Annotated in this window: 27 protein-coding genes and 3 pseudogenes; 15 read left to right on the top strand and 15 right to left on the bottom strand. The window is 45.8% G+C overall.

The window, feature by feature from the left end; translation table 11 throughout:
- Window positions 1-76: 76 nt before the first annotated feature.
- From HV314_RS00430 to HV314_RS00395, 9 genes and pseudogenes are all read right to left on the bottom strand, one after another.
- The gene (locus HV314_RS00430) at window positions 77-1,831 is read right to left on the bottom strand and encodes a DUF262 domain-containing protein (RefSeq protein WP_079805578.1); all 1,755 of its coding nucleotides are present in this window, start codon (window positions 1,829-1,831) and stop codon (window positions 77-79) included.
- 101 nt (window positions 1,832-1,932) lie between these two features.
- Window positions 1,933-5,655, bottom strand: coding sequence for a BREX system P-loop protein BrxC (brxC, locus tag HV314_RS00425; RefSeq protein WP_223374968.1), 3,723 nt, complete (start codon window positions 5,653-5,655; stop codon window positions 1,933-1,935).
- Between the two features lie 101 nt (window positions 5,656-5,756).
- On the bottom strand, window positions 5,757-6,371 hold the full coding sequence (locus HV314_RS00420; protein WP_001201808.1) for a DUF1788 domain-containing protein: 615 nt from the start codon (window positions 6,369-6,371) through the stop codon (window positions 5,757-5,759).
- On the bottom strand, window positions 6,368-6,967 hold the full coding sequence (locus HV314_RS00415; RefSeq protein ID WP_108168496.1) for a DUF1819 family protein: 600 nt from the start codon (window positions 6,965-6,967) through the stop codon (window positions 6,368-6,370). The genes HV314_RS00420 and HV314_RS00415 overlap by 4 nt, the downstream gene beginning before the upstream one ends.
- A 157-nt stretch (window positions 6,968-7,124) precedes the next feature.
- Window positions 7,125-7,208: pseudogene (locus HV314_RS27520) on the bottom strand (putative zinc ribbon protein); the annotation flags it as partial.
- A gap of 148 nt (window positions 7,209-7,356) precedes the next feature.
- Window positions 7,357-7,929 carry an inovirus-type Gp2 protein gene (locus HV314_RS00410; protein WP_038879444.1) on the bottom strand — a complete coding sequence of 191 codons (573 nt, stop codon included), beginning with the start codon at window positions 7,927-7,929 and terminating at the stop codon, window positions 7,357-7,359.
- A gap of 216 nt (window positions 7,930-8,145) precedes the next feature.
- Window positions 8,146-8,745, bottom strand: coding sequence for a hypothetical protein (locus HV314_RS00405; protein WP_038879447.1), 600 nt, complete (start codon window positions 8,743-8,745; stop codon window positions 8,146-8,148).
- 103 nt (window positions 8,746-8,848) lie between these two features.
- On the bottom strand, window positions 8,849-9,055 hold the full coding sequence (locus HV314_RS00400; protein WP_108168494.1) for a helix-turn-helix transcriptional regulator: 207 nt from the start codon (window positions 9,053-9,055) through the stop codon (window positions 8,849-8,851).
- Between the two features lie 89 nt (window positions 9,056-9,144).
- On the bottom strand, window positions 9,145-9,726 hold the full coding sequence (locus HV314_RS00395; RefSeq protein ID WP_039026316.1) for a rolling circle replication-associated protein: 582 nt from the start codon (window positions 9,724-9,726) through the stop codon (window positions 9,145-9,147).
- Between the two features lie 580 nt (window positions 9,727-10,306).
- Between HV314_RS00395 and HV314_RS00390 the strand changes: the two genes are divergently transcribed.
- The 15 genes and pseudogenes from HV314_RS00390 to HV314_RS00325 all read left to right on the top strand — a co-directional run.
- Window positions 10,307-11,236, top strand: a complete 930-nt coding sequence (locus HV314_RS00390; protein ID WP_073528237.1) for a hypothetical protein — start codon at window positions 10,307-10,309, stop codon at window positions 11,234-11,236.
- Between the two features lie 99 nt (window positions 11,237-11,335).
- A complete protein-coding gene (locus HV314_RS00385) occupies window positions 11,336-12,199 on the top strand; it encodes a GTPase family protein (RefSeq protein WP_108168492.1) in 864 nt (287 codons plus the stop codon).
- A 94-nt stretch (window positions 12,200-12,293) separates the two neighbouring features.
- A complete protein-coding gene (locus HV314_RS00380) occupies window positions 12,294-13,127 on the top strand; it encodes a DUF932 domain-containing protein (protein ID WP_108168491.1) in 834 nt (277 codons plus the stop codon).
- Window positions 13,128-13,327: 200 nt separating this feature from the next.
- Window positions 13,328-14,032 (top strand): WYL domain-containing protein, encoded by a 705-nt coding sequence (locus HV314_RS00375; RefSeq protein ID WP_108168490.1) that lies wholly within the window; start codon window positions 13,328-13,330, stop codon window positions 14,030-14,032.
- A complete protein-coding gene (locus tag HV314_RS00370) occupies window positions 14,029-14,643 on the top strand; it encodes a hypothetical protein (protein WP_108168489.1) in 615 nt (204 codons plus the stop codon). The genes HV314_RS00375 and HV314_RS00370 overlap by 4 nt, the downstream gene beginning before the upstream one ends.
- 85 nt (window positions 14,644-14,728) lie before the next feature.
- On the top strand, window positions 14,729-15,139 hold the full coding sequence (locus tag HV314_RS00365; RefSeq protein ID WP_043082399.1) for a hypothetical protein: 411 nt from the start codon (window positions 14,729-14,731) through the stop codon (window positions 15,137-15,139).
- A 77-nt stretch (window positions 15,140-15,216) separates the two neighbouring features.
- The gene (locus tag HV314_RS00360) at window positions 15,217-15,453 is read left to right on the top strand and encodes a DUF905 domain-containing protein (RefSeq protein WP_108168488.1); all 237 of its coding nucleotides are present in this window, start codon (window positions 15,217-15,219) and stop codon (window positions 15,451-15,453) included.
- A gap of 80 nt (window positions 15,454-15,533) precedes the next feature.
- Complete coding sequence (locus HV314_RS00355) at window positions 15,534-15,992, top strand: antirestriction protein (RefSeq protein ID WP_108168487.1); 459 nt, start codon at window positions 15,534-15,536, stop codon at window positions 15,990-15,992.
- Window positions 15,993-16,007: 15 nt separating this feature from the next.
- The gene (locus tag HV314_RS00350) at window positions 16,008-16,484 is read left to right on the top strand and encodes a JAB domain-containing protein (RefSeq protein WP_108168486.1); all 477 of its coding nucleotides are present in this window, start codon (window positions 16,008-16,010) and stop codon (window positions 16,482-16,484) included.
- 9 nt (window positions 16,485-16,493) lie between these two features.
- Window positions 16,494-16,715: a DUF987 domain-containing protein gene (locus HV314_RS00345; protein WP_108168485.1), complete on the top strand. Its 222-nt coding sequence runs from the start codon at window positions 16,494-16,496 to the stop codon at window positions 16,713-16,715.
- Window positions 16,716-16,733: 18 nt separating this feature from the next.
- Complete coding sequence (locus tag HV314_RS00340) at window positions 16,734-17,054, top strand: type IV toxin-antitoxin system YeeU family antitoxin (RefSeq protein WP_108168484.1); 321 nt, start codon at window positions 16,734-16,736, stop codon at window positions 17,052-17,054.
- A gap of 20 nt (window positions 17,055-17,074) precedes the next feature.
- Entirely contained in the window at window positions 17,075-17,416 is a 342-nt protein-coding gene (locus HV314_RS00335; protein ID WP_108168483.1) for a TA system toxin CbtA family protein, read from the top strand.
- 113 nt (window positions 17,417-17,529) lie between these two features.
- On the top strand, window positions 17,530-18,363 hold the full coding sequence (locus HV314_RS00330) for a DUF4942 domain-containing protein (protein WP_099530882.1): 834 nt from the start codon (window positions 17,530-17,532) through the stop codon (window positions 18,361-18,363).
- Window positions 18,364-18,798: 435 nt separating this feature from the next.
- Window positions 18,799-19,027: pseudogene (locus tag HV314_RS27225) on the top strand (hypothetical protein); the annotation flags it as partial.
- Window positions 19,028-19,041: 14 nt separating this feature from the next.
- Window positions 19,042-19,407: pseudogene (locus HV314_RS00325) on the top strand (anti-virulence regulator CigR family protein); the annotation flags it as partial.
- Between the two features lie 45 nt (window positions 19,408-19,452).
- On the opposite strand, the gene HV314_RS00320 reads toward HV314_RS00325, so the two are convergent.
- The 6 genes from HV314_RS00320 to HV314_RS00295 all read right to left on the bottom strand — a co-directional run bounded on the left by HV314_RS00320 (window position 19,453) and on the right by HV314_RS00295 (window position 25,172).
- Window positions 19,453-19,971: a fimbrial protein gene (locus tag HV314_RS00320; RefSeq protein WP_181547058.1), complete on the bottom strand. Its 519-nt coding sequence runs from the start codon at window positions 19,969-19,971 to the stop codon at window positions 19,453-19,455.
- Window positions 19,964-20,482 (bottom strand): fimbrial protein, encoded by a 519-nt coding sequence (locus tag HV314_RS00315; protein ID WP_181547056.1) that lies wholly within the window; start codon window positions 20,480-20,482, stop codon window positions 19,964-19,966. Before HV314_RS00315 ends, HV314_RS00320 begins: the two co-directional genes overlap by 8 nt.
- 11 nt (window positions 20,483-20,493) lie before the next feature.
- The gene (locus tag HV314_RS00310; protein ID WP_151222213.1) at window positions 20,494-21,501 is read right to left on the bottom strand and encodes a fimbrial protein; all 1,008 of its coding nucleotides are present in this window, start codon (window positions 21,499-21,501) and stop codon (window positions 20,494-20,496) included.
- 20 nt (window positions 21,502-21,521) lie between these two features.
- Window positions 21,522-22,220 (bottom strand): fimbrial chaperone, encoded by a 699-nt coding sequence (locus tag HV314_RS00305; RefSeq protein ID WP_223949792.1) that lies wholly within the window; start codon window positions 22,218-22,220, stop codon window positions 21,522-21,524.
- On the bottom strand, window positions 22,213-24,570 hold the full coding sequence (pefC, locus tag HV314_RS00300) for a PefC/AfrB family outer membrane usher protein (protein WP_151222211.1): 2,358 nt from the start codon (window positions 24,568-24,570) through the stop codon (window positions 22,213-22,215). The genes HV314_RS00305 and pefC overlap by 8 nt, the downstream gene beginning before the upstream one ends.
- A 68-nt stretch (window positions 24,571-24,638) precedes the next feature.
- Window positions 24,639-25,172, bottom strand: coding sequence for a fimbrial protein (locus HV314_RS00295; protein WP_181547054.1), 534 nt, complete (start codon window positions 25,170-25,172; stop codon window positions 24,639-24,641).
- Between the last annotated feature and the right edge of the window lie 337 nt (window positions 25,173-25,509).

Here is a 25,509-nt window from a genome sequence, read left to right as displayed (position 1 = left end):
AAATTGGTTTATCCGGGCGGTATCCCACCATTCAGAATACAATGTTGGATGAGTTGTAACTCACCTGAAAAAGAAATTATGCCGTAAGAGGTTCACTAAGAAGGTGACGTAAACGCGCCAATAATATTTCACGACGCTTATGATAGAACGCCTCAAATCCAGCCAAAGTCTCTGGAAGTGAGTCGATTGCCTGTAAGTGAAGATGATTGGCACGGGCAGCTGGCTCCGGCCACATCACTTCGTACCATTCATGCGGTAACTTCTCACGTTTTTCATTGTTCTGGCCCCCTTCTAACAACTGTAGGTTAGGTAGCCGGTTAGCCATGATCATCCACTCTTCAATCTGTGTTTCATCGGTCATCCCTATCTTTTTCAGTTGGCTTTTGGTAAAGCGGGCTCTAGGGAATATGTGATCAACATGGAAGTGATGGGAGAAGTCATGTCCCGGAAAGAGCAGAGATAGCAAGGCAAAAGTTCGACGGTTACCATAGTCGAGTTCAACCAACGACTGTAGCTCTTCTTCATCAAAGCGTAAGCTCTTGCCACGTTCTGTCATTGCAATCGATATTTCTATCAAAGGAAACTCTTGCTGACCATGTTCCTTGATCTTGCTTCGCAAGCTAGCCAGAAGCGTATCAAGACCACTTCCCCAAATACCGGATTGTTTAAGGATAGAGCGAATTAGCCAACCTCTGATCCCCTGCCTATCAGCAGCATACTCGCTACGGGATAGGTAGCGGTTATCCAGATCTCGATGGTAGAGGTAATAGGCTATGGGGAGTAGGGCACTGTCTGCTCCCAGATTGTAACTGTTGAAGCCGAAACTGCTGAGTAAATTGACTGCAAGAAGTAAAGCTTTACGGATGCATTCCCAATTATCTTCCAGCTTGCGCATGTTCTCTTTGCTAAAGTTCTCGACTTTAAACCCAACGCTGCCGATATCACTCAGCATCAGACCTGCTTTGAGCACCAGGTCCTTGCTAAAGGAAAAACCATTACCTATTTGGTTCATTTCATCTACTAGCTTGTGAATCTCATCACGCGCATCCAGCGTGCTCCATTGCGTTACGGCGATGGAGAGCAGTAGATCTGAATAGGAGAGTGTTGTTCCGCCACTATTCATACGGATAAAGATATTGAGAACCTTGGATAGCTCCTGACCTTCTTCCAGGTAGTAACTGATCAAAGGTTTATTGTGAATGATGTCATGAAAACGGGAAATCACTTTACCTGCTGCTGGTTTGCGTTCATCTGGCATTTTCATTTCCATGACTGACATCATTACGTCATAGGCATTCATACCGAGAATACGGGAGACTAAAAACCAATGGTGTTGTTCATCGTTGTGGCTTGCCTCATCCTCATTCAAGAACTCGAACTCATAACGAGTTCCGCTGTCAGGGTCTGTGCATTCAAAAAGATTGAGATAGAGGCGACGTTCGATAAAGGCGTCTGCACTGGACCACCATTTACCCTGAGTTTTCCAACTATAGGAACCGCGTAACCCGATGTTTAGTGCTGTCATTCGCTGCTGGCCATCTAGAACCGCGATGCGATCATTTTCACCGATGATATCTAGTTTTTTACAGTGGACTTGATCACGCTGGTGGTAGTCACGCATAAAATCATAAAATTGATACTGACGCAGATTCTCAGTTTTAATTTTCCAAAACAGGAAGGTACCAAACGGGTAGCCTTGTAGTAGAGAGTCAAACAGCTGGCAGATTTGATCTGGCCGCCAGACAAATTCTCTCTGGATTGCAGGCAAAATATATTCATGCTGTTCAACTTTGTTCAGCAGCGTTTCGATGGTGCCACCGGTTTGGTACATGTTTTATCTCTTCCCGTATGGTTGTGTTCGAAGCACTCTTTACGCCCCTTTTGATGAGAAAAGGGGCCGAGCGTTTTACATCCTTGCTTTTGGGCGCAACACTATTTGATCCGCACTCTTTTACCCTGACCTATTGCCTGTTGTAAACGGCTGCGAAGTGTCGCGAGATAGGTGTCGATATCCTGCTCCGTTTCTATAAAGATATGGCTGGCACCGAGTAATTCTGCGGGTGAAACCAGTTCGATAGGTTTAGGTATTGGTTTGTGGCTAACCACTGTCGCAGCAGAGTTATTCGCAATAGTAGTTGGCGAGCCTGATGGATCCGGTTCTCGCAAAGTACCCGCATCGCTATTAGGCGGTTCAGCCGCTTTTTTCCGTGCTGCGGCTTGCTCCGCTTCCAGACGAGCTTGAAGTTCGGCGCTGTAGCGGTTGATCAGTTCTAAGACCTTATCTTCTTCATCATCAGCCTCTTGTTGCAGGCTAACAATCTCATGTAAGGATAAGCTGTTACTGACCCGTTCTTTTAACAGATTAAAGGGACGCATTGCCTGGTTTTGTAACTCAGCTGGTAAGTCAGTAACCAGCGGTGCAACACCTTGCTGGGTTGCATTGATCGCTTCCAAAGCCGCGGCACGTTTCTGTTCTACCAGTTGCAGGTTAATGGCGATGAGTTGATCAATTAACGATCCCACCTGGCGCAGTTTGCTATACGGGGATTTATCATCGTAGATAGCCTGCAGTGCAGATAATGCTTTAGCCGCTTCTGGGTTTTGCTCCAGTGCATGGCGATTGGATTTGAATTGATCGTTGAGGGCTCGACGCAACTGTTGCCAGATATCAAACTGACGAGTGAAAAACTCCTCGACTTCTTCAAAATCTTCGGCAAAATCCTGCCATTCGTTGCTCTGCTGGCAGAGTCCATCGATTAGGGCATAACTGTTGTTGCCCAGCTCAAGCAGGCTGGCGATCAATCGACTGCCGGTAAGCAGGGTGCTTTTGCCAGGGCAATTCCCATCTTTAGCTTTAAAATCAAATTCTTTAATTAATCGCTGCCACTCGCCTAGTACGTCAAGAAGCTTATTCGCCAGCTCTTTTTCGCTGCTCTCGAAGGGTTTATTAAAAATATCTTTCGCCAGTTTAGCCGCTTTAGCTACTTGCTGTTCTGTATGCTGACGTACTCGACGAATACGCAGTGTGCTGTGGCTACGTACCGAGGTAAAATGTTCGTAGCTGCGTTTGAGGGGCAAATCACCATTCGGTGTAGATAGCGCAGCCTTACCAAGCAAGACCAGATGAGTCACCTGTAGCATTACTTCGTCACGGTTCCAGCCGAAGGGACGAGCACTGAATCGCTCTAACAATTCTTTAAGGTAGACCGGCTGATTTTTTTCATCTGCGACATTTAAAAAGAGTTCAATCTCCTTTTTTGCAGCAGCATTGGGGTCTTGTTCACCGAGATTTATATTTAGCTGTGCCATGTCATCGGCCATGATCACCGACTTCAGCTCTTGCACCGGGTTGTTACCACAGCTTTGTAGTAAAGAGAGCTTTTGGAATGAGTTTTCGATTACGTAGGCACAAGCTTCATCAAGCATATTGCTGACACTAGCCGATTTACTTTGCAGCTCATTACCTAGTGCGAATATCTGTGCTTGTTTCACCAGATCATCGAATAGTAATTTCAGACGGCTGCGACGCTGGGTGTTTTCGAGTGCTTTTTCTGCCAGCAATTTCTCTTGCTCAGGTCGTTTACCTCGTATCCCTGCCAGGAACTTCTCGGTTTTCAACCAAGTATCAAATTCAGCCCAGATCCGCTTCTCACTCGACAGGCGTACCAGAATACAACCATTCCCTTCTTGGCTCAGTGCCTTGTAGGATTGTTCGTTATAACTGTCAAAATTGGCATCCAGTGGGGAAATGACTTTGAGCACCAGATCTGTTTGTTGGCTGCCGTCTATAGAGTGACCGTTACAAAAGCGAGTCAGAGGGTAATCCTGCTTGTTTACCGGATAGCGATACTGACGGCGATTGCCCATTACCTCTTCAAACACCAACCGGGCCAGTTGCCGGTTCTCTTCAGTTGCTTCAACCTGAGTGTGTTTGATCTCCTGCTCGACTTCTTTTTCTTCGTTAGTCAGGAATACGTATTCATCGCCATTTCTGACAATCAATAGCTGGTTTTCAAGACGCTGTAGACTGGCTTCGATTCGGCTTTTCAGTGCCACTTTATCGGTATCTATTTCTTCAATAGAGAGTGTGACCAGATTATCAATGGTGGATTTGATCAGATCGACATAGCGGATTAAAAACAGCGATTTAAGAATATTAATGTCGTAAGGATCGAGGCTTGCTTTCTCAGCCGCTTGTTCGAAGATGCGTTTAACGTTGGTATCGAGGAAAGATTCGATTGCCGGATAAAAGGCATGGAAAGGCACCAATACACCGATATCTTTGTTCATCTGCTGGCGTGCGGCATTCTGGAATGCATCCAGCAGAGAACGTTCACCACGGGAGAGATGTTTACCGGTAGCCCCCACTTTGCGGATTGCTTCGAAGACCTTTTGTACCAGCAGATACTGATAGGGAATGAAAGGGTAGTGATCAACAAACTCAACATTATCACTGTAGTTAGCAAGCTCAGCTGTAGTGCTGGTATCAAAGGTCAACTGGTTGCGAAGAATGTCGCCTTTTTGACTGAACAATTCTGCCAGGCAGTTTTTAGCGTCTTCACTTTTTTCGAGCAGACGTTTCTGTATTACCTCATTGGTATTGGACGAGGAGAGGGAAATCCTTGTGTGAAAACGCCCTTGGATCTTGGAGAAGTCCTGGCCTTTTTTAGCGCTAAGATCTCCTAGTACGGCATCGATATCTTCTTGTGAAGTGACGATTACCCAAGCTCTGCCTCCACAAGCGGTACCGATATTTTCTGTTATCGTCTGCAGTTTGAGCATCATCTGGGTGTTGTTGCCGATAAACTGTCCGACCTCATCTACCAGAAAGACCATGCGTTTACTGTCACCAGATGGATCGCTACGATCGAGATACTCCCGCACCCATTTACAGAAGTTGGCAATGTCGAGAGTAAACATGGATTCGAGATTTTCCATACTCTGCACCGATGAGGCATCTGACTGGCCGGTAGCATAGGCCCAGGCTTTTGCCATTTCATCACGACAGAAACCATAGGCATCACGCTGTTCTTCCCAGCTTGAGCCCGTGAGTTCAGCAAATTTTGCTTTGAATGGCTCGTATTGGCCACGGGAATCTAACTCACGTTCCAGATGTGCGATATGAGGATGGTCAGCGCAATATCCCAGGCGCTCATTGAAGACGCGCAAGAAAACTTTGAGAATGGCATCTTCTTTGTCTTCAGTATCTGCGCGGCTGTCGATATTAAAGAGAATTACTTCAGTATTGCGGTTAACTGCAGCGTGGATATCACCGTAAAGAAGGGGATCGCTGATTTTCTCTTTGAAAAACTCGATGGCAGCTTTTGTTTGGCCATTGTTAACAGCTTTCTTGTTACCGAGCAGGTAAGAGAGGATCTTTATAAAGTGAGATTTACCGGAACCGAAATAACCCGATACCCAAATCCCAATTTTACCCGCCACACTAGGATCATCTGGATGGCTGACACCAGGCAGGTAGGTCTCAAAAAAGTGACGAAGGTGGCGGTCAAGTTCACGGGTCACCACATACTCGTCAAGCTCAGTCCAGATGATTTGCTCATCCAGCTGCTCGGCTTTCACCACACCATTGATTGGGCGATCCAGTTGTTTGGTAAACAGCTCTCTTATCTGCATTAAAAATTCCGTCTCTATCATACAGCGAGACGCTTCTGCTCGCTATAACGTGATGACTCTTTCGCGGCCAAGTTAGTGGTTTGAATTCTCTCAAAAAACAAGCTTCGGCAGCAGTTTAAATTTCAGTACTTAGATGCGTGAGGCACCAGTTGGAAAGCTCGGTAGTAGTTGGCTGTTGCCACTTCTGCGCTGTCCAGATCAAAAGGATAAAGTTCGAGGCCGTTGTAACTGCCCGGATAAAACAATACCAATGGTATCGCCCCCATATGGGCATGTAATGCATTAAGCAAACTATGACCACGTAGCAATGGCCAGCATTGGCCAAGACCTGATAACAATACAAATTGAGGCGAGGCCGGAAGCACTTTATCTATCAGATGCTTAGCAATTCGACCTTGTTCAAGAGGTCCTTTAAGTGCTTTGGCTAGCTCATCGGTACCTTTTTTGCGTTCCAGATCAAAAGCTTTATCTAACAATTTACGCTCTTGCAAAATTGCCAGTACCTCTTCGAACAGATTGAGATGAGCGAAATTCAGCCCCTGCCGAGCTAGGCGAGGCAGAGTCAATCTCAGATATTCCCGTACGGTAAGTTCAAATTGAGGTGGGTAATCAAAGATATAAAAACCGATCTCACCACCGAGCTCTTGGTTCTTCAGGAAGCCTTCACTTTTAAGCCGGTCTTCGATTTGTTCCAGACGAGCTGACAATTGCGGCTTACTGTCCAGTTTCGCTCTCATCTGACTGACTCCATCACATCGTAGACTTTTTGGCAGTCGAGACTGTTTGCCCACTCTCTTATCTGGGGTAGTAGGAAGACATTTTTCAGCTTTTTACTGCGGCCTGATTCCAGATACCCGCTATCTGCGAGGATTTTAAATACATTGTTGCCCATTTTCTGGATTGAGCTTTCGGAATATTGATCCAAGCCGACAATGGCACGCTGGCGGGATAGAATAAATTCCTGCCAGTCTTCGCTGCGCAATGATTCACGAAACATCTGTCGGGCATCAGACAGTGTCGTTGCCATGAAATCGGTCAGCACTGGGGATTGGCACATTGTCGCCATTAGCAACATTTGTCTGGCTGCATCATCAGGGGCCTTTAGTAGCTCAGTCCAGAATGCCTCACCCATCGGTTGAATTCTTTTACGCAGGGTTGAAGCCATGCGTTTAACACTGTGCACTGAGGTCTTCTGCAGCACATTGTCATTTACAATAGCATTAAGCCATTGATCATCATTTGGTGAGGATATCAGCAGCTCCGCGATGACTCTGCTCTCACGCAACATCAGGCTGCCACCAATGATGTCACCCAGATATTCTTTGGCGGTCATAATGGCTCCACGGTCAGGGTTTAAAAACTCCGTTATGATACGCGAAATTGGAACATATGGCCTTATGACAAAACACATTTTGCCTTTGCTATCGACCAGCGTGATTTTTCCGCTTCAGAGGCGCAATATAAATTACCACGGATATTGCTGCACACTTGCAGGTGTAGCGATCATAAGGGGCTGTAAGGGCATCGCTCAGACCACCGTTACCTTCGAGAGCGAGAAAGGATTTGGCAAACATATTCTAGATCCAGCCAGCCAACACGCAGGCATAAGCCGTCCCTGAAGGGCAGACAGAAGCCATGCGGTTGGAAGGTTTAAAGGTGTTGCGAGGTAAATAACGGTGTGGTAGTCACACTATGAATTGCTGGCGTAAAAAACTGCCTTACTCAGAAGTCAGTCTTGCGTGGTCGCCCGGTTGCTGGTCGTTCAGGGACATCGTTGCAGCCGAACAGCAGCAGGCCATGTTTCTGCTGAATTTTGGTCATATACGCCAACACCTGTCGGATGTTGTCGATACTGTCTGGTTCGCTGTAACGCACCGGGATATTGATATTGGCTCTGTAATGTTTTTTGTATTCACTGCGATGTAAGCCCCCTTCACCTTCGGTAATTAACGTCCAGAACTCACGGGCTTTCTCAGCCCAGGGATAAACATTCCGACTACGGTTGCCATCTACCCAGAAGACTACGTGCGCATGGTAGTGATGGTCTTCTGTCCATTCGATAACCCAGAAATAACCCACGACTGCGCCTATTTGCATCATGTGATCCATGAGTAACCGGAGATCCCTCTCAAGATGATGGTGACTTTGCAGGTAGTACTTAGCGGTGTGATGCTGATAGAACAAGTCGACTCGGAGTGCCCGCAGGCAGGCATAGCGATCAACCATTTCGCAAATATGGATGTTAAGGAGAGATTCCAGATACCAGTCTGGCTCCCATTGCGGTTTATTTTGCATAGAACAGATTCCTTCGTGCTGACAAAGATCAGCAGATGTGAGGAAGCCTCCGTAGGGGAAGGCATGACGCAGTTACTGACAGGGCTTTTGAAAGATTTGGTAATGGTGGGATTAATCAGGGTGAAGGATTAAGAAGGAATGCCTATTAATAATACTAATAACCGATATTAATATTCACACTCACTATTGCCTTCAGAACCCTTGCAGGGCAAGGCATCAGACCTGATTCAGTGGTTCGGCAGTCGTCCGCCATGCAAAGCAGACGTACTCGTCCATCAGACTGGTCAGTACAGGGTTTTCTGCCTGTCGGTCATTGACCCAGCTATCCATCTCTTTGTCTTTTTTGAACCTGAGATTGTCGGTCCAGTCATCAAGGCAATTACCAAGCATCAAATCGTACCAGCACAGCCAGACCAGCTTCAGACGCAGCTCGCTACCGCTGAACTGGCGGAACAAACTGATGAGCCTGTTTGCCAGAGGACGCTGTTTTAAACGCACGCACTCAGACAGCAGAATACCTTCCAGCATGGGATGGTGAGCCAGCAGATGTTCCTGGGTAAATAAGCTGACGCTCAGATCATCATTGACCGCCAGCGATGCTGCTGCTCTGCCATAAATAATCCGGTGCAGGCACTGGGGGACAATAGCAATAACCTCTTCCTCTCCCGGAAACTTAAGGCTGCCAACCGTCAGGGTATGATGGTGGTAGATATTCTGGTGGCACATACCCGATCTTACCGTCAGCTTCGTAAAATCGGTCAACCAGACCTGGTAATACTTATAAAGCTCTTTGTAACGAGGTTTGTAATCTTTCATGGTCCATATTTCTTCTGGCTTAAATTGCAGACAGCAGAAAACCTCCGGAGCAACCGGATAATCATTTTTATGCTGTCGGTTTAGTTAACGCGGGTAGGGTGAATTACATACGGGACTGGTTAATACGTTCCTGAAGCCAGGCTTCCACCTCACTCTGTAGCCATCGTGAGCTTCGCCCAAGTTTGATCGGTTTAGGAAACTCACCGTCTTTGATGAGCTTGTAAAACCACTTATCGGTTAACCCGGTCAGACGTGTGATAAAAGCCATATCAACAAAGCGATCTTCAAGTAGGGTTGGTTTAACTGTCATGATTTGATTCTCCGGTAGCTAAATGGAAACCGAAGTCGGGGTTATTCTGCTGCCCGCTCCGGCATAGCAACCGGTGCTGCTGTTAAAAACTAACAAAACTTTCTTGGTCTACCCTGCCTTGCAGGCGAGGGAACCTCATTACATCCCCAAATTAGATAACCATATTTTTGGTCTTCTTTTGTTAGATAACTGGCTATACGTCTGAGACTGTTTATGGCTTCGTTATTGTGATATTCAACAACATTGTTAATGTTGTCCTGATGATATTCCTTTGGTTTGCATCGCTGGTATTTTCCCTCGCCATAAGTAATTTGATGCCACAGTTCTCCTGCCTGTGAAATGAATGGGAATGATTTCTGATGTTCCCGGCCATTAAGATAAAAAATAGCATGGGCATGAACTGCCCCTTCTGATGTCCATTCCAGTACCCAGAAGCTACCGATAACGCCAGGAAGGCTGATCATTGCCTGAGTAAGCTCTCTGAGGTCATCTTGTATTTCTATCGAGGAGTTACGAATGAATCGATTCGTACCACGCTGATAATCAAAATCCATTCGAAACGCCAGTATCTTGGCGTGACATGCCAGGATCTGATTGAGATGGTGATTAATCAAATTCAGCAGGAAGTCGTTAGGGATTATTTTCTTTAAATGTGGGTAATGTCTTTGCATTGCTCTGTTCCTTTGGATGAATTCAAAGGAACTAGTGCATCTGTTTTTTCTGTCAAGCAGGGTTCAATCACTTATGACGGATATGTATCATCCCGAGGTTGGGATGTTAGATGTCTATCAATTGGGATCTACTCTCTATAATACCAATTAACCTTAATTATTAATTTTATGAACTTACTCTTGGCTATTAAGACTTTTTATCATCCTCCGTACTCTATTCTCCCTTGTATAATAAGAGGTAACCTACTGGACCATTCCGATAATAACTATACAGGTGCGTTGGTTGCGCCCACCCGCTCCAGTCACATAGTTATCTATGCTCCTGGGGACTCGCGGGCTGGTCATCGTCCTGTAACTCTAAATCGATTGGGTGTAGATAGCCACTGGTATGTGCAGACGATGATGCAGGGTACATGATTCATCAATTTCTTAAACTGTAAGCATGTGATAGGATTTTTTAACAGCTACGGACAAGCCTTTCCTGGATTTTTTCATTACCATTTTATTACCTATTGATTATCATTTGGTTACTGTTTTATTATCCTTTAATTACTTCAATGATGAGTGTGTAGAAGGTACGATGAAAGGACGATTTAGCTCAGATTCAGATTACGATAGTCGCTTATGCGGCTACATCAGTCAGGCGTTGAAAAGCCAGTCCATTACATTCACGAGCCATTTAATGAAATCAGGGGTGGACAATTGGATAAGGTTTCTACATAAAGAAATACCCGAAATTAATACCGACATTGATGTTGAACAAACAAAATTATTACTGGATAACATAGTTAGTTCCGCATTAGAAAATGTATATAAATTCAGTGATTTCTCTTGGATTGAGGACAGTGACCGGGCTTGTTACTGGATGTGGTGTAACATTTACACAATGCCTGCGCTCTTTTTTTCACCACCTATTAAGAAACCAGGCGTAACTCCTTATATTTTTTTGGGCTGTGATCCCCTCCCTGGAAATAGCAGGGCACGATTCTTTAATATTGTGAATTTTTTTGATCGATGGATTAACCCTCAAGGCAAACGTAGATTTTTAAATGAAATGAGAAATTCTTACAGACAGATTACTTGTAAAAAAAACGCACTATCATTTCTGTCGCCCAAGAAAAAAGATGATTGTCTGTGGGCATGGAATTATCTTAGTGAAAGAAAAATGATTGGTGAATACATTACGCCCATAATGGATAACCCACATGACGTTTATCTGGCTGTCAATGCAGCATTTGATATATGGTGTACTTCCACTGTTTTACTTGATGAAACCATTATTAATTTTAGTAAAAAGATAAAGAATGCATATGCTCAGAGGAATTTCAAATTATCTGGGAAAAATAAAAAAGACAAAGTCAAGAATACGGTTCTTGCCATTTTGACGCCTGAATTACAAAAAAAATTGTCTGATTTATCACAAGCCAGTGAAATGACCCGGCAAGAGATGTTAGAGTTATGCATTAATTCTGCATATTTAAAACTTCCGAAGAATATCAGAAGCATTTAAAAATATTTCAGACAGATATTATCACAATGATCATCCCCGAAAGCTCGCCTGAATTATAGACATTAAGGCGAGTTTCTTTTATTTGTCTGAGGTTATTTGATGAAGATACATGAAGGTTTGCAAGATATCACGCAGTCTGTGGCTGTTCTTCCTGATTTTATTAGAAAACAAATACTTTCGAATATTAGCAGGCTTGCGGATTATGAGCCAGTGATCGGCATTATGGGTAAGACCGGAGCCGGAAAATCCAGCCTGTGTAATGCGCTTTTTGCCGGGAACGTTTCGCCGGTCAGTGATGTTGCAGCCTGTACCCGTAAACCGCTACGCTTCCGTTTTCAGGTGGGTGAGCACTTTATGACCATCGTGGATCTGCCCGGTGTCGGTGAAAGTGAAAGGCACGATGAAGAATATGCTGCGCTTTACAGCGAACAGCTTCCCCGGCTGGACCTGGTGCTGTGGTTGATTAAGGCCGATGACCGGGCGCTGGCAGTGGATGAACATTTTTACCGGGAGGTGATTGGTGAGGCATACCGGCATAAGGTGTTGTTTGTTATCAGTCAGTCGGATAAGGCCGAACCCACCAGCGGTGGTGAAAAGCTGTCTACAGAGCAGAAACAGAATATCAGCCGCAAAATCTGCCTGTTACATGAACTGTTCCAGCCGGTAAACCCTGTCTGTGCGGTATCGGTACGTTTGCAGTGGGGGCTGCGGGTGATGGCTGAACGGATGATTCGTTGCCTTCCGCGTGAGGCTAGTAGCCCGGTGGCGGTACATCTCAGTACGCCGCTTCGTACCGATACCGTTAATAAAAAAGCCCGTGATGATTTTGGTGAAACGGTAGGCTCGGTACTGGACACAATAAGTTCCATGCCACTGATACCGCCCCCAATACGGGCAATCATTCAGGTTGCACGCGACACCGTGGTATCTGTCGCCCGTGCCGTCTGGAATTTCTTCTTCTGAATATTTAGCCCCTTACATCGTTGTTCTCTGAGCCGTGTCGCGATTGTGCGTCAGGGCTTTTTTGTCTTTCTTTTTCCATCATGAGGAGTCTCTTATGACCCGTCTGGCTTCGCGCTTTGGCGCAGCAAACCTTATTCGTCGTGACCGTCCGTTAACCCGCGAAGAGCTGTTTCGTGTGGTACCCAGCGTTTTCAGTGAGGAGAAGCATGCGTCACGCAGCGCTCGGTATACCTGGATACCAACCATTACCGTTCTTGAAAATCTGCAGCGTGAGGGCTTTCAGCCTTTCTTTGCCTGCCAGACCCGTGTTCGTGACCCTGGGCGTCGCGAGCATACAAAGCACATGCTGCGCCTGCGTAGGGAGGGGCAAATTACCGGCAAACAGGTCCCGGAAATTATTCTGCTCAACTCTCATGATGGCTCCAGCTCGTATCAGATGTTGCCGGGATTATTCCGTGCCGTATGCCAGAACGGACTCGTCTGCGGTGAGTCGTTTGGCGAGGTGCGGGTGCCGCACAAAGGAGATGTGGTGACTCAGGTGATAGAGGGGGCGTATGAAGTGCTGGGGATTTTTGACCGTGTGGAAGAGAAACGGGATGCCATGCAGTCGCTGATTTTGCCGCCACCTGCACAACAGGCTCTGGCACAGGCTGCACTGACGTACCGTTTCGGTGAGGACCACCAGCCGGTGACAGCACCTCAGATACTCTCCCCACGCCGCTGGCAGGATGAGAGCAATGATCTGTGGACCACATACCAACGTATTCAGGAGAACCTGATTAAGGGCGGGCTCAGTGGAAGGAGTGCGAAAGGCGGAGGAACGCATACCCGTTCGGTGCGCGGTATTGACGGTGATGTGAAGCTTAACCGTGCACTGTGGGTGATGGCGGAAGCGATGCTCTCCGGATTTGAGGCAAACAGATGTTAACTCCGGCAGTATGCGGACACCTCCTGTCCGTTTGCTGATTAATTTCCAGGCAGCTTTTCCTCAAAAGACTATGAAGCCGCATTCTGATTGCATTCATCCTGCAGAAAAAATACCGCTTCAGCTGTCCGTATCCTGTCCGGCACTCTCGTTACACTAATCACTTAATTTTCAGTCCATTAACAGAGTGGGGAACGCCTCTCATGTCTCAGTCTGAGCGCCGCCATGAGCGCCTTGCGGTTCGCCTGTCGCTGATTATCAGCCGTCTTGTGGCGGGGGAAACGCTGGCCATACAGACACTGGCCGTCGAATTTGGCGTGTCAGTGCGCACATTGCGTCGGGATTTTCGCGAGCGTCTGGCCTATCTCGACCTGGAGTTCCGTAACGGGCAATGTCGTCTACTGTCCGGCAGCCGTCAGAGGGAGCTGACGGTGCAGACCTTTGTCCGTCAGTCCGGTGTGGAGGCTCTTTTTCCGGATATTGACAACCAACTGATCAACTCACTATTGAGTGCCAGCGAGTCTCCCTGCCTTATCTGGCACAGCACCAACTCCAGAACACAGGCACGGACTGAAGTTTTTACGCGACTTATCCGCGCCATCACTGAACACCGTCGGGTTACGCTACTGGCAGAAGGTCATCGTTGCACAGGTCTGGCCCCCTATCGACTGGTGTGCAGCGACGGCTGCTGGTACCTGACCGGTGAACATGAAGGACATATATCGGTTTTCACACTGGGTGATATTCACACGGTGACATTCAATCCTGCGCTTTTTGTCCCGGATACACAGGTACGTAATCTGTTGTCACATCCCGATTTTCTTCGGGTTTTACCTCACTTTCAAACTTTCCATTCACTTCTCGTTGTCGGCGACGACGGTTTTTCACCCTATAAGGAGCAAAGATGAAATTACTCACTGCAACCACACTGGCGCTCAGTCTGTGCGTCGGAACAATTTTGCCAGTAGCCGCTGAAAATGTTGTGGGTACTGTTAAGGCCTGGCAATACATGCAGGCAGACGGCTGGAAATCAGCTGATGGTCTGGACAACCATACCCTTAGCAATGCGCTGTATGGTGCCAGAGTGATCGATAATTATCCCTGGACTCGGCAATTCCTGCTACGTCAGGGATACAATGGAGGTTATTTTATAGCCGATAAAAATACTAAAACGGTACGCAAACTGTCGCTTAAAACAGCCAGTGGTTCTTCCTCAGATTTGACATCTGTCTACCAGGGTGAGGGAAAGGCATGTGGTTTCGTTCTGATTGATACGCAGGCGGCATTGCTTGACGAGGCACAGCAGCGAGCGAGTGGAACTGATGACCCGGCAGAGACAGTGCGAGTAGCCCGGATAAAATTTAAACCAAACACCCTGATGGTCGTGCCTGATAACTGCGTCAATCCCAAACAACAGGCCGCGCTGGAGGCTAAGCGTTCTCAAAAAGACAGGGAGCTGCAGCAATGGGTGGCAAAGCAGAGTATGGCTGAACTCTGCCGCCGAACCGGTAACTGTTGAGGATCTGATTACAGATGTTTTAAACCACGCCAGATGGTTTACATGCATATCTGGCGCAATCCAGTTCCCATTTATTAGGAAGATCATGCTAAAAATAATAATCGCTGTTATCCCTGCTTTCATTCTCTCACTTACTGCCTTCAGTGCCAGTGCCGCGCAGCTTCCGGAAAGTCTGATGGACAAAGACAACCCCGGCCAGGAATACTGGTGCCAGGGGAACGACATCAACACTACCATCTGCTCGTTGACCGATGTCAGCGATGACCGTAAGTTTGCCCTGATTCAGGACCTGCCTGGTCCAGCCTGTGAAGATTTAAGCTTCGGGGTTATTGACCTGGTATTTAACACTGGACTTAACATCTCTTATGACGGTGGTGACTGCAAGGGAGATGTAAAGGCCGGATTTGTGCGTGGCACAAAAGATAATGCCCTGTATGTGAAGATTGTCCGGGGCAGCAAAACTTTGCGCCTGTATAAGGTACAGACGGGGTTCTGACTGAATCCGCATAACAACACTCTCTCAAAACCCCTGACGCATCTGCGTCAGGGGTTTTTGCTTTTAAGGTGCACCGAATGCCTGAATCTCAATTACTGCCGTCGGACCCTTTCACCCGACAGCAGGCCGACGCTATTACCAGCCGGTATCAAAACGTCGCTATAGAAGATGACCAGTGCAGTCACTTTCGCCTGGTAGTTTGTGACTCCGAAGGTCGAATGGTCTGGCGGGCATGGAGCTTTGAAACGGATGCCGGTGAAGGACTTAACCGCTATATCCGCAAGTCAGGCATCCTCAGAGCATCCTCCTGCTGACTACACCCATTCATCATCCCTGTATGTCCTTCCCATACGCCAGCCATCGTCGCTGGCGTTTTTATTCACGGAGAATATCCATGACGACACAAACGCAATGCGAATTGATGTCCGCTAATGAACCTCAATTTGACCTTACTGCAACACCCGTACCTGACGAACAGCGTCTCGATTTCTGGCCGCTGTACTTTGGCGCTATCCCGCAGTGGATATCGCTGGAACCCCGTATTTTCGCCTGGATGGACCGCTTCTGTGATGAGTACAGCGGTGGTATCTGGTCCTTTTACACGCTCAGCAATGGCGGCGCGTTTATGGCCCCTGATGCAGACGGTGACGATAAATGGCATCTGCTCAACGGCATGAACGGCAATGGTGCGGAAATGAGCGCAAAAGCTGCAGGTATCGCTGTCTGCCTTATTGAATACAGCCATCACGCCTGTCGTACAGAATGTGACGCTATGACCGCACACTATTATCGCCTGCGGGACTATGCCCTGCAGCATCCTGAAGCTCACGCCATTCTGCGCATCATCGACTGACCGGAGGTACAACGAATGAAACAGCTTTCCTTTTTGCCCGGCGAGATAACGCCACAGGACCGGCGTCTCATCCAGCGTGCCCTCAGGATTCTGGACCGGCATCTGCATGAGCCCGGGGTAGCCTTCACCTCCACTCATGCCGTTCGGGAATGGTTACGACTGCATATGGCCGCACTTGAGCGGGAAGAGTTCCGGGTGTTGTATCTGGACAACCAGAATCAGCTTATTGCCCATGAGACGCTCTTTAGCGGCACGATTAACCGCACCGAGGTCCATCCCCGGGAAGTAGTCAAACGTGCTCTGTATTTCAATGCGGCGGCGGTGATACTGGCGCATAACCATCCTTCCGGCGAGACGACGCCCAGCCAGGCTGATAAAGCCCTCACGCAGCGGCTGGTTCAGGTACTTCAACTGGTGGATATCCGCGTACCTGACCATCTGATTGTCGGCGGCAGGCAAATCTATTCGTTCGCAGAACACGGTCTGCTGTGAGGTATTGACATGAAAATTATCAGTAAACGCCGGGCAATGACGATATACCGCCAGCATCCTGAGTCCCGAATCTTTCGCTACTGCACCGGCAAATATCAGTGGCACGGTAGCGTCTGTCATTACACCGGTAAGGTAGTTCCTGACATTCCCGGCGTGCTGGCGGTATACGCCGAACGCCGCCAGGACCGCAACGGGCCCTATGCCTGCCTGATGAGTATTACCCTGAAATGACGATAAAGGAGAAGCCTGATGAGAAGTAACATCACATGGGGCCTGCAGCGGGATATCACGCCGTGCATGGGAGCACGTCTGGTGCAGGAGGGTAACCGGCTGCACTATCTGGCTGACCGGGCCAGTATCACCGGTAAGTTTAGTGACGACGAATGTCTTAAGCTGGATGTGGTATTTCCACATTTTATCAGCCGGATCGAGTCTATGCTGACCACTGGTGAATTGAATCCCCGTCATGCCCACTGCATCACCATTTACCACAACGGTTTCACCTGCGAAGCCGATACCCTTGGCAGTTGCGCCTACGTATATGTAGTCGTCTATTCCACTCAACGCTAACTAATTTCACGAGAGCAAACATGAAACCTCAACCTGCAACAACTTCGCGGGCGGCTGAGCTATATCTGTCGCCAGTGGCGGTGTGGCAAATGCTACTGACACGCCTGCTGGAGCAGCACTATGGCCTGACACTGAACGACACGCCATTTAGTGATGAAACCGTTATTCAGGAACACATTGATGCCGGGATCATGCTGGCCGATGCTGTGAATTTTCTGGTGGAGAAATACGAACTGGTGCGTATCGACAGGAAGGGATTTAGCTGGCAGGAACAATCGCCTTATCTTCGGGCTGTAGATATTTTACGGGCAAGACAGGCAACTGGCCTGTTGCGACAAAGCCGTAACAACGCAGTACGGTGAATATTGCGTACAACCTCCCGATTTACATTCCCGATCTTTATTCCTTATTCACTCATTGCATAATGCGCCTGCCATTCCCGGCAGGCGCGTTTGCTTTTATACGGACAAAAATAATGCAAACTGAAGCTGAAGTTTTAACCGATCATAATGAGCTAATTTGCTCGACCAGTATTGAACGTATCGTCACAGGACGTGATGCTGCGCTAAAACAAATAGAGGCGCTAATCCGCCAGCTTGATGATATTTCCCGATTGACCTCCAGCATTGGCGGTGACGTGGCAGATCACTGGGCAATGAGACAAGGGCATTCCTTTGACTGTTGGCTGGTACAACCTGTAGACAGGGCAATGCCGGTGATCGCCCACAATATCGATCGCAGCATCTGGCGCGATCTAATGTTGAAGTCCGGGATGCTGACGTTAATGGACGCAGAGGCGCGTAGTCAGTGGGCGAAGAACCTCGAAGAGGGTGATCTCCCGGCAATCAGTGAAGCCAACATCCTGAGCACCTTTGAACAACTCCACCACAATAAACAGGATGTTTTCGAACGTGGAATTATCAACGTATTTAAAGGGCTAAGCTGGGACTACAAAACCAACAATCCTTGCTGTTTTGGCAAGAAGATTATCGTCAACAATCTGGTGAAGCATGACCGATGGGGCTACAGCCTGAACTGGGGCTGGCGGCGCGATCAGTTAGCCGATCTGGAACGTATGCTGTATTTGCTGGATGGTAAAACCATCCCTGATAACCGGCACGATATCTCCATTCGGTTCATGGATTTTGTTCGCGATAATCCACATCAACAGGTCTTCGAGGATGATTTCTTTAGCATTCGTTATTTTCAGAAAGGCAGCGGACATATCACATTTAAACGCCTTGATCTGGTGGAGAGGATGAATGATATCGTGGCAAAACATTTTCCTGGAGCGCTACCTGCAAGATAACCTGAGTAGATTATGGGTTTCTGGCATAATCATTGCGGCCAAGAACTCTCAACAGGCTACTACGTAACCTGTAAGTCTAATTTACAAGTTCAGCAGGGAGAGCATCGCCAGACGCTGGCAAACTGAATATGCGAAACTTCAGTTGTTCGGTTTTACCAAACAACTCGGCGTTAAACAGAAGCCGGAGGCGAAAAGGATATTGCCACTTTACTACAGGCCAAAAAGTAGCTCTGGATGCCTCTGCTCTCCACAAGCAAAATCATTTGGGGGTGCTTATGGGGGTTACTCATTTATCCAACACAAAATATCAATTTTAAATCAATGAGTTAAGTATCAAATACGACTCCTGTGATCTCCGCCAAAATGCCTCTCCTGAGCTCCCTCGAAGTCAACAAAACCCCTGTAATACCTGATAAAAAAAGAGAAATAACCCTAGTATCTGCGTCGGTAGAGGATGTACGTAACGGTGATAATAGTCTGATTTGCAAAGGCGCAGTGGAAGAGATGCTGATGGTGACAAGGTGGTCACGCTGAATGAAACCGTCGTGAGTTACTGCTGGCGAAAACGAAAGATTACAACGCGCAAGGATTCCGGGTGTTGCTGGTGGCGACCCGAAAACTGGATGATTCAGCGCTGCACCTGCCACTCAGCACGGGTGATGAACAGGCAATGGGAACGGCAATGGTAATAGTGGCAACCATGGCAATAATAGTGATAATTACGGAAATAAAGGGAATGTGCAGAAAGGTAATGCGGGTCAGAAAAATAACGCATCATCCGATCACCGTAAAAACTATGGCAAACCGGATCATGTCGATTCTGATATCAGTTTTTCGGCTGCCCGACATTTGGCGGTGAATTATGGCCTGAAGGGGTGTGGCTCCTTACCACCAGGCATTGCGAAAAAAACGGTTCCGGCATCGATGTTGGGGCAACGACCTTATTATCCTGGCTATGAATGGAAAATAGTAAGGAATGATTTCGTTCTTATTGCACTGAGCACCTCAGTAGTGACCGCAATTTTCAATGGCGTGTTTGATTAATTGATTAACAAGCCGGGGAATTTCCCCAGCTTTTGTTATGCTATCTCAATAATAAGTAAACGTCACCGGTAAACTGGCTGTGTAATTACCTGCCGGTATGGTCCCTGTATGTGGAGACACTCTGGCCAATAAGGAGCCATCAAATTGCTTTTGGCTCACAAGAAACGGTGCTTTACTCAGCTCGACCGGCTTCCCGAATTCTACGGATCCTCCACCTTTCTTCCATGACAAGGTGATATCAACCTTATTATTTGACGTGCTGAGTTTCGAATTACTGCCCCCTGCCAGGGTAACTTCAAATTTGGTGATATCACTGGCACAGTCAATCACAATGGGAACTTCAACGTTACTATCACCTAATAAGGCACCTGAAGTTGTGATCAGCGGAAGTTGCACGGTTTCAGGCAGGCCAAGCCCTTTATTGATTTGGCACTGAGGATTAGTGACCTGCATTGCAATGGGGAGACTTACGCTTGCCTTTTGTGCGGCCTGGTTATTAAACGCCGTTAATGTGCTTAACAGTCCCGCCAGCAATGGGAAAAAAAGACATCTCCTGTCAATCATAGGTCACCTCGACAGTCAGACTGGTGGAAATATTCCCTGCCTGGAGCGTTTCACCCGGAATTTGTTTAGGCAACAGCTGAAACTGACCAAGCGTTTCATTTTTGTTACTTGATGCAGTTGGGAGCGCAAAAGGCTTATTTAATTCTAGCGACTTAAAATCTTTGCCGGCTGGATCTTTCCATGACAACGCAAGCCCAACGCCGGATAACCCCGTATTCATCAGGTTAGTGCTGCTCTTGGAAACGCCAGCAGCAGGCGAGAATTTTAGTGAGATCCCGGTTGCGGGCCAACTGCAAGCAATATTCAAATCAACTGCCTGTGGTGTAGTTGCGTTGTTTTCAAGTTGGCTTACACTCACTTGCTGAAAATTAATATTTGCAGGTGATAGTGTTACCGCGCATGTATTTAATGCTATTTCTGCATTAATAGTTACTTTCTTCGGTATTGTTACTGCAAATCCTTTACAACAAGGGAGCATTATCAAGAACAGATATAAACACCACCTTTGCATACAGCCACCAATTATCTATAAACAAGAGAAACATTTAAATAAGTAGATACAGCACCGGAAGGTAGTGGCGTAGAAGGCATAACTTGTACGTCATAATAGACTCTACCAGATGTATCTGAGGCCGATGGGGAAACCATTGGCCATAATGTGTTAAGAGGAATAGTGCGATTGGAATAAGAAGGTGTGCTTATTTTAAAAATTAAATTATTCCCACTCTTGTCTTTGGCACTAAACGTGCCTTGGGAAGCATCTATTGTGTGTTCTGGTTCATACTTGATATATACACCATTTACTGCACCTTTATTTTTACAGGAATAATCTAAGTAGAAATCCTTTTTAATATTTCCGTTATTAATATCTGGCGGGGATAAGCGTCCAAAGTTTAAGTTCTCAGTAGATAAAGACATCGTACAGGTACCTTGATTATATATATTCATTTGTCTCCCCTTTTCAATAACGGAACCAACATTGATAGTTGGGCTATTGTCTAAAACTCCCAACCCGAAACTTGGAGAGGGTATCATTACACTTCGATGATCATCTACATGATAGTTTTTCCAATATGCTGAACCTATAAGTAATTTAGCTGATCCAATAGTTGTTCCATTAGGCCACTTAGCTTTTTGATCCCAAGGTGTACTCTTTGTCGTGGTCGAGCGTATCTTATTATTCTCGCAGACCATTCCAGTTAATTTCCATTCCGCGCCGGTCACTCCATCTATTGAGATGGTACTACTATCCTTACATTGTAGCCCATCATTTAACCTCATTATCATTCGGCTAATCCCTGTAACTCCATCCATGTAATCGGCGTCACAATACATATCACCATTAATGGTAGCTATAAGCTCCCCTGCATAGTAACTATCCACGGAGGTATAATAACCTGATGCTAAATATTCTGAACCTGCACTTCCTAAATTCCATACGATGCCGAGTCCTGTCCCACAATTTTTTGCACTGGCAGGATGTATCAATAATGAAAATGGTATCAGGAGATATAAAAAAATTTTAAGCATATAGATATTCCATCTACTAATTAATGTTGAGAAATATTATATTCTCTATCAACACCGTAATCATCAAAAGCAACGAAACTAATATTTCCAGTTAGTTTTTTGTTGAGTGATATTTTCTCAAAAGGAGAAAATACAGCTATTTTATTTTTAACATCATCTCCCAGATTTACATTTTTTCCATTTTGCTTAACATTGATTAGCGCAAAATAATATGGAGAGTCATTGAACAACACCGTACTGCTTTCATCATTAATAAGTTTTATGTTCTTTTCTGCATTTTCTCTTTTGTCCTTCAATATATCAGGTCGATATATCATTTTCACCTGAGTGTGAAGGGCGATAGACAATGCATTCACGCCGTCTTTTGGTGCTTTGGGTATCTCTTGGATGTTGATCCAGAAAAGCGATTCTTTATCTTTTGGTAGCGCATCATTAATTTTCAGGATACGCAGGATCTGTTTGTGCTGATCGGCCACTTTAAAGAACGTCGGGCTGGGTACAAAATAGACGTTCTTGTCGTTTTGGTCCTGGTTTTCAATCCATATCTGTCCGCCATATTCCTGAGTAGACTGGTTATCAACCTGTACAGAGATATTCTCTCTTTTTTCATCAAACACATAACGTGTGCTGTTAAGGACAAACGCCGCATGACTTGATGCTGTAAATAACAACAGTGATGCAGAAATGAAAAACTTTCTCAGTTTATTGTTCTTAGCCACACTTAATCTCCTGTACTTTACCCATATCTTTCTGCAGCGATCGTGAATCGAATTTGCAATCACCAACAGAAATGATCCCTTCATCTTTATCTTCAAGATTCATTAACAGAATCCCGCCGTTGTTGACGTAACCAATTTCCTGATTTTCTGCATTTTTAGCGATGCTTCCCATTGGAATAACAAAACCATTACTGCTGATGACTTTTACGATATACGTGTTAATTTTTCTGTATTTCACTTTCTTATAGATAATCGCGTTTTCCGTCGGCGTCACATTGATTGCGTTTTCTGTTAACTCAACGCTCTGTGGCAAGTTATCCGCATTGACGGTGATGGTATTATTGTTATACGCGGTTAACGGTATGACAGCGCGCCCTTTTTTATCGCCAGGCATGGAACCATTAAATCTGACGCCTGGAACATCTTCCATTTGTACAACGGCAATTTCATCATTTTTCACTGGCGTAAAAAGAATACCTGCATCTGGCAGTCCGATAACACTTCCGCCAACCTGGAAGGAAGAGCTGGACGAGCTCCCCGTTTGCGAATAGCTGGCCGAGGTTTGAACCTCATCAAACAGATAAGAAGCTGAAATCGCGCTTCCCGTGTTGTTGCGTGACTGACTGATGGATGCGTTATAACTCAGGCGAGAATTAATGCTTCCCGAAACACCGGTATTGAAATTCGTACCATTACGGCGATCGTAATTTATGCCAGAGAAGCTATAGTGCGATTTATCAAACACGCTAAAGGGCACGCTCAGTGAAATACCGGTGTTATAATCGTTATCCATCCCCTGCAGTCGGGAATACCCGGCATTCAGAGAGACAGAAATATTATTAAAGCTCTTACTGAGATTCAGGTTTGCACCTACCTCACTGGAACTGTCCCAATAGTCTTCCTTCCAGGCCGACATGTTGAAGAACACATTCATTTCCGGAAGCTGATAGGTGATAATCGATTCGTATCGCTGTTTAGGCCTGTTGTTTAACAGGCTGTAATAGCGATAGTTAAAATCCGTGTAATCAATATAGTTTTCTGAGTTAAAACGATAACCAATCAACTGTAAATTTGCGTTTTCCCCTAAGGTGCGGGCATATTTCACCGATGCGCTAAAGCCGTTCATGGCTTTACCATTATGGTATTTTGCCTGTGACAGATTGCCACTCATTGCCACGGCGCCAAACCAGCCGAAAGAGCGGATAAGACCCAGACCAATGTTGTTATAGTTTTTATCGACCAGTGCAGAGGTATTGAGCGTAAAGGGCTCAAAACCGTAATCATAAGTGATTTGCGCGAATAAGCTGTCATCATCACGCTTGTTACTGTATTGGTCAACTTTACTCCCCACCGCGATATTGTAATTATAATTTCCGGGTTTTAATAAATTTGGCAGCACGGCGACGGGGAATCGCTGTTCTTTTACCGAACCATCCTCTTCATAAATTTTTAAGATAATGTCGCCAGAATATACGCCGGTCAGATCGTTAATCACAAAAGGACCCGGTGGAACCACGAACGACTTTAATGTGTATCCGCCTTGTTCGACAGTGACACGGGCATGTGTTCTGGCAATACCATTAATGACCGGAGCATAAGACTGCGAGTCCCAGGGATACATATCCTGATTAGACTTTAACTGCGCGCCATAAAAGGTAAAACCATCGTTCAGGGTATTGTAGGACTGGGTTTTACCGATAAGAATATCTGATTTAATCGATTTTATCGCATGTGTTAACAGCAGGTTATTGCTCTCAAACTTTTCTCCCTGATATGCATATCCCCTACCCAACAGGACCCATTCGCCGATATTGATCTGGCCTTCGATATTACCGTATGTTGTCCGATCCTGGTCAGTAGATTTTGACGTATTAAGATCATAGGCGAGTTTGAAACCGGTACTGCCATAATCCCAGGTGCCGCCTTCCTTTTTTGAATCTATAAAGCCAGCCTGAGGCATATCGATTGATAACTCCTGCAAGGAAGGATCAAATTTTACCCGACTGTTCTTTTCTTTATCGATAAGATAGCAGTTGCGTGCGGGATTAAGATACTGTTTATAGAATTCTTTATTAATATGAATATTTTGTTCCTGTAACCATTTATCAGAAAGGCAAATATGCTCAGCATCATCATTGCTGATAGCTAATTCTACAGAGGCCGCTGTCTTGGAGCCATTAAATAGTAAATCGACAACATAGTTTCCGGGTATGTTTTGCCCGGTATTCTTCAACACCTCAGGTACATCTTTACTGCCACCACGGATAAAACTGTAGTTAAAATCGTCGGCAAGAATTTCATTCGACCATAAATGAAAAATGATAGCGACACATAATACTTTTATCTTCATTTTAAAACCTTGCCGACATGTATCTTATTTAAGAAGGGAGCGGTAACTCCCTTTTAATCAAAAGATAATTATTTATAGGTTACGACATAGCTTGCAGATGCATTGAATGGGCCTGCAGTCAGAGCTGCGGTCGGTTTTGCAAGTACTGCACTATAATCAAAAGATTTAACACCTCCCGCAGCAGTATAATCAAAAGAGGTTTGCCCTTGTTTGATATAAGAATTAGTACCTGTCTGGGTGGCGTTGGTTGCTGCAACCAACAAATAAGCGTTAGTACCCCCAGTAGCGGCGTTATTAATACCTGCCGCAGCCAGCGTGGAGGATGTCCAGGCTACATTAGCAGAAGTTTTAGCAAGGCAAGTCGCATCTTGAGGTACCAACTTAAATTGGACAGGGGTACCATTTTGCGTTGCTGTATTTGAAAGAACACCTAAATTAACATTTGAAATATCCCCACCAGCATTATCTTTCAAAGAAAGATCACAGGTAGCAGTCGAAACACTACCCGTAAAGTTTACAGTACCGCTGTTTGGCGCAGCCATAGCATTAGACGCTACACCCAGAACTGCCACAATTGCCGAACCTAAAATCAGCTTTTTCATTTTATACTCCATTAATAGGCTTAATTCATAATTCAGCTCATAACAATCTTAATGAGCGAAACGGAATATATTGATCTAAAAACTCGCTGGCAAACCCAAAAATAGTAATCATTACTTTTTTATCGGTTTTTTTTATTTGCGATTAGGTCAGTTTTATTATTTCAATTTTTATAACCAACTCTTTTATTTTCAATAGAGATGATAAAAATAGAAAAAGGTGGCAGTAAATTCCTCATTACAATGCTCTTTCAGGATAAAAAAATAAAAAGACGCTTTTTTTTATTGACTGGATCTGATTTTCATTTAAATGTCATTTATTTAAGCGGATAGTGACTGG

This window comes from Citrobacter sp. RHBSTW-00887 (assembly GCF_013728095.1).
GTDB lineage: Bacteria > Pseudomonadota > Gammaproteobacteria > Enterobacterales > Enterobacteriaceae > Citrobacter > Citrobacter braakii.
Note: the sequence above shows the minus strand (reverse complement) of the source record. Positions and strands in the feature narration are given on the sequence as shown.

Coding starts and splice junctions, on each gene's coding strand:
- HV314_RS00430 (WP_079805578.1), bottom strand. CDS start 1,831: ATGTACCAAACCGGTGGCACCATCGAAACGCTGCTGAACAAAGTTGAA.
- brxC (WP_223374968.1), bottom strand. CDS start 5,655: ATGATAGAGACGGAATTTTTAATGCAGATAAGAGAGCTGTTTACCAAA.
- HV314_RS00420 (WP_001201808.1), bottom strand. CDS start 6,371: ATGAGAGCGAAACTGGACAGTAAGCCGCAATTGTCAGCTCGTCTGGAA.
- HV314_RS00415 (WP_108168496.1), bottom strand. CDS start 6,967: ATGACCGCCAAAGAATATCTGGGTGACATCATTGGTGGCAGCCTGATG.
- HV314_RS00410 (WP_038879444.1), bottom strand. CDS start 7,929: ATGCAAAATAAACCGCAATGGGAGCCAGACTGGTATCTGGAATCTCTC.
- HV314_RS00405 (WP_038879447.1), bottom strand. CDS start 8,745: ATGAAAGATTACAAACCTCGTTACAAAGAGCTTTATAAGTATTACCAG.
- HV314_RS00400 (WP_108168494.1), bottom strand. CDS start 9,055: ATGACAGTTAAACCAACCCTACTTGAAGATCGCTTTGTTGATATGGCT.
- HV314_RS00395 (WP_039026316.1), bottom strand. CDS start 9,726: ATGCAAAGACATTACCCACATTTAAAGAAAATAATCCCTAACGACTTC.
- HV314_RS00390 (WP_073528237.1), top strand. CDS start 10,307: ATGAAAGGACGATTTAGCTCAGATTCAGATTACGATAGTCGCTTATGC.
- HV314_RS00385 (WP_108168492.1), top strand. CDS start 11,336: ATGAAGATACATGAAGGTTTGCAAGATATCACGCAGTCTGTGGCTGTT.
- HV314_RS00380 (WP_108168491.1), top strand. CDS start 12,294: ATGACCCGTCTGGCTTCGCGCTTTGGCGCAGCAAACCTTATTCGTCGT.
- HV314_RS00375 (WP_108168490.1), top strand. CDS start 13,328: ATGTCTCAGTCTGAGCGCCGCCATGAGCGCCTTGCGGTTCGCCTGTCG.
- HV314_RS00370 (WP_108168489.1), top strand. CDS start 14,029: ATGAAATTACTCACTGCAACCACACTGGCGCTCAGTCTGTGCGTCGGA.
- HV314_RS00365 (WP_043082399.1), top strand. CDS start 14,729: ATGCTAAAAATAATAATCGCTGTTATCCCTGCTTTCATTCTCTCACTT.
- HV314_RS00360 (WP_108168488.1), top strand. CDS start 15,217: ATGCCTGAATCTCAATTACTGCCGTCGGACCCTTTCACCCGACAGCAG.
- HV314_RS00355 (WP_108168487.1), top strand. CDS start 15,534: ATGACGACACAAACGCAATGCGAATTGATGTCCGCTAATGAACCTCAA.
- HV314_RS00350 (WP_108168486.1), top strand. CDS start 16,008: ATGAAACAGCTTTCCTTTTTGCCCGGCGAGATAACGCCACAGGACCGG.
- HV314_RS00345 (WP_108168485.1), top strand. CDS start 16,494: ATGAAAATTATCAGTAAACGCCGGGCAATGACGATATACCGCCAGCAT.
- HV314_RS00340 (WP_108168484.1), top strand. CDS start 16,734: ATGAGAAGTAACATCACATGGGGCCTGCAGCGGGATATCACGCCGTGC.
- HV314_RS00335 (WP_108168483.1), top strand. CDS start 17,075: ATGAAACCTCAACCTGCAACAACTTCGCGGGCGGCTGAGCTATATCTG.
- HV314_RS00330 (WP_099530882.1), top strand. CDS start 17,530: ATGCAAACTGAAGCTGAAGTTTTAACCGATCATAATGAGCTAATTTGC.
- HV314_RS00320 (WP_181547058.1), bottom strand. CDS start 19,971: ATGATTGACAGGAGATGTCTTTTTTTCCCATTGCTGGCGGGACTGTTA.
- HV314_RS00315 (WP_181547056.1), bottom strand. CDS start 20,482: ATGCAAAGGTGGTGTTTATATCTGTTCTTGATAATGCTCCCTTGTTGT.
- HV314_RS00310 (WP_151222213.1), bottom strand. CDS start 21,501: ATGCTTAAAATTTTTTTATATCTCCTGATACCATTTTCATTATTGATA.
- pefC (WP_151222211.1), bottom strand. CDS start 24,570: ATGAAGATAAAAGTATTATGTGTCGCTATCATTTTTCATTTATGGTCG.
- HV314_RS00295 (WP_181547054.1), bottom strand. CDS start 25,172: ATGAAAAAGCTGATTTTAGGTTCGGCAATTGTGGCAGTTCTGGGTGTA.